The sequence below is a fragment of the Streptomyces hainanensis genome, assembly GCF_004348415.1.
GTDB classification, from domain to species: Bacteria; Actinomycetota; Actinomycetes; order Streptomycetales; family Streptomycetaceae; genus Streptomyces; species Streptomyces hainanensis.
On record NZ_SMKI01000657.1, the window covers coordinates 1 to 3,168 of the forward strand.

2 protein-coding genes are annotated in these 3,168 nt (G+C 74.1%); one reads left to right on the top strand and one right to left on the bottom strand.

The features are described 5' to 3' along the window. Window positions 1–337 precede the first annotated feature (337 nt). Window positions 338–1,729 (top strand): glycoside hydrolase family 6 protein, encoded by a 1,392-nt coding sequence (locus E1283_RS34240; RefSeq protein ID WP_132822066.1) that lies wholly within the window; start codon window positions 338–340, stop codon window positions 1,727–1,729. Window positions 1,730–1,784: 55 nt separating this feature from the next. On the opposite strand, the gene E1283_RS37755 is transcribed toward E1283_RS34240, so the two are convergent. Beyond that, on the bottom strand, window positions 1,785–3,168 hold a 1,384-nt coding region (locus E1283_RS37755; protein WP_165956352.1), incomplete at its 5' end, for a WD40 repeat domain-containing protein.

Genomic DNA, 3,168 nt, shown 5'->3' on the forward strand with positions numbered 1-3,168 from the left:
AGAGACAACCCCCACCACGTTCCCGACGCCCCGAGCGAACGGGACCGCCCCCTGCCGGGCCGGCGCGGCCGACACGGCCGTGCCCACGCGTGCGTGGAGTCGCCGCGGGGCCCCGGGAGATGTTCCCGGCAGCGATCGCGGCGCCCGAACCGGCACGCGCGGGATCCACGAACGGTCCGACCGATCCGTCACGTCGCCCCGCGCCGAATCGGCGCGGCGACCGGGACGTCGGGACGTCCGTGACCCATGACCTCCCGTCGCGCGGCGGACCTCCGCCGCGTCCGGCGGCATCGACGCAACGCGACCGAACCAGCGATCTACTGGAGGAACAGCAGCGATGAGCCGCAGCAACCACCCCCCACACCGGCGACGCGCGCGCCGCTCCGCCCTGGCGGTCGGCGCTCTGGCGGGCGCCTTCGCCGTCACGCTCAGCACGCTCGGCATGGCCCAGGCGAGCGAGGACCCTGGGGTCCTGGCCCGCGTGGACAACCCGTACGCCGGCGCCGACGTGTACGTGAACCCCGAGTGGTCGGCCCGCGCGGCCGCCGAGCCGGGCGGCTCGGCGATCGCCGACGAGCCCACCGGCGTCTGGATGGACCGGATCGCGGCCATCGACGGCGTCAACGGCGGCATGGGCCTGCAGGACCACCTGGACGAGGCGGTCGCCCAGGCCGGCGGTCAGCCGATCGTCTTCCAGGTCGTGATCTACAACCTGCCGGGCCGCGACTGCTCGGCGCTCGCCTCCAACGGCGAGCTGGGCGCGACGGAGATCGACCGCTACAAGACCGAGTACATCGATGTCATCGCCGACATCCTGCGGGAGTACGAGAGCGACGCGAACCTGCGGGTCTCGGCGGTGATCGAGATCGACTCGCTGCCGAACCTCATCACCAACGTCAGCCCGCGGCCGACCGCCACGCCGGAGTGCGACACCATGCTGGCGAACGGCAACTACGTCGAGGGCGTCTCCTACGCGCTCTCGGAGCTGGGCTCGATCGGCAACGTCTACAACTACATCGACGCCGGCCACTACGGCTGGATCGGCTGGGACGACAACTTCGGCGCCTCGGCCGACCTCTTCCAGCAGACCGCCACGCACGGCGAGGCCACGGTCGACGACGTGACGGGCTTCATCGTCAACACGGCCAACTACGGCCCGACGGTCGAGCCCTACTACACCATCGACGAGTCCATCAACGGGACTCCGGTGCGGCAGTCCTCGTGGGTCGACTGGAACCGCTACGTCGACAACCAGTCCTTCGCCCAGGGCTTCCGGCAGGAACTGGTCAGCACCGGGTTCAACTCGAACATCGGCATGCTGATCGACACCTCCCGTAACGGCTGGGGCGGCCCCGACCGGCCGTCGGGACCCGGCCCGCGCACCGACGTGAACGCCTACGTCGAGGGCAGCAGGACCGACGGTCGCATCCACGCCGGCAACTGGTGCAACCAGGCCGGTGCCGGCCTGGGCGAGCGCCCGACGGCCGCCCCGGCGTCCGGGATCGACGCGTACGTCTGGATCAAGCCTCCGGGTGAGTCGGACGGCGCGAGCAGCGAGATCCCGAACGACGAGGGCAAGGGCTTCGACCGGATGTGCGACCCGACCTACCAGGGCAACCCCCGCAACAACAACAACCCGTCGGGTGCCCTGGGAGACGCGCCGCTCTCCGGTCACTGGTTCTCGGCGCAGTTCCAGGAGTTGCTGGCCAACGCCAACCCGCCGGTGTAAGGCAGCGGTTGGTCGGTAACAGCTGAGCTGGGGGGCCGGGGCGATGCCCCGGCCCCTACCGGCCGTCGGCGTGTCCGTGGCCCAGTGGCCAGCGGCGGGCGAGTGGCCAGCGTCGGGCGCCGAACTGGGTGACGGTGACCAGGGTTTCGCCGTCCGGGGAGAGCGCCACGCCGGCCTCGGTCGCGGCGAAGGGGAGTTCGGCGAGCACCGTGTCGGTGGCCGCGTCCCAGAGCGCGCTGCGGCCGTGGCTGCCGGGGAAGTAGGCGCGGGGGCCGGCGGCCGTCCAGACCAGGGCGCCGTCGGGGAGGTCGTGCATCGGGAGGTCGCGGACCGCGATCCGGGGGGCGGCGCGGCGCCGGGCGGTCGAGTCCGAGGTGAGCGGCAGCAGCCAGAGCGCGGCGTGGCCGCGCAGCGTCGAGCCGGCGACGGCCAGCGCCGAGCCGTCGGGCGCGAAGGCGAGGCCGGTGATCCAGCGCAGTTGCTCCGGCTCGGCGCGCAGCAACGTTTTTCCGGTGGCGACGTCCCGGACCACCACCCGCGTCGCGCCGGCGCGCAGGCCGCAGGCCACCCGCGCGCCCGAGACGTCGAGCGCCGCCTGGTCGACCAGGCCGCCCCGCTCGGTGAGCATGAAGACCCGTCCGCCGGTCTCGGCGTCGAGCACCAGCACCCGGGCGGCGGCGTGCGAGGCCAGCACGAGGCGGGAGCCGTCCGCGCTGAACGCGAGCCGCAGCCGTTCCTCTCCGTGCGGCGCCGACGGCAAGTCCTGTCGCCAGCGCCGCTCGCCGCCGACGATCTCGTTCAGCACCAGGCAGGGCTGGTCGCCGAGCAGGCCGCGTGCGACGACGTCGCCGCGCGGGCCGATGGCGAGGCCGGCGAGGTGGCCGGCGCCGGGCTCGGGTGGCAGCAGCCCGACCTCCGGCGGGCCTCCGTCGTCGCGGGGGCGGCAGAGCACCAGTGGGCGGCTGGCGGCGTGCCGGTCGAGGGCGGCGGAGAAGGCGAGGGCGCGGCCGCCGTCGGCGACGGCGGCGTCGCGAACCGGCTGGTAGGAGCAGGGCAGTTCGCCGGGGAGCCCGGCGAGCAGCACCTGCCCGGGCCCGGGGTCCGGGAGCGGCGGTGCGGCGTCGGCCGGCGGGGCGCAGCCGGCGAGGAACCAGGCGTCGATCTCCTCCTGGACCACGACGAGCGCGGCGCCGTCCGCGGTGAAGGCGCCCATGGCGCTCGCGGGATCGGCCCAGAGGGTGCGGCCCTCGCCGTCGAAGAGCAGTGAGCCGAAGTCGGCGCCGACGAACACGTGCGGTCCCGCGGTCGTCCAGATCGCGCGGGCGGTGATGGCGGCGGTGGGCGAGTCGGCGTCGAGCCCTTCGGTGAAGTCGGTGGGACGGAGCAGGCGCCCGGGGGTGAGAGTGGTGTCCCGCAGCGTGAGGAGCCGGGCGGCGGGG

What these genes read in the sequence shown, in the direction of transcription:
- E1283_RS34240 (WP_132822066.1), top strand. Translation starts at nt 338, where the DNA reads ATGAGCCGCAGCAACCACCCCCCACACCGGCGACGCGCGCGCCGCTCC.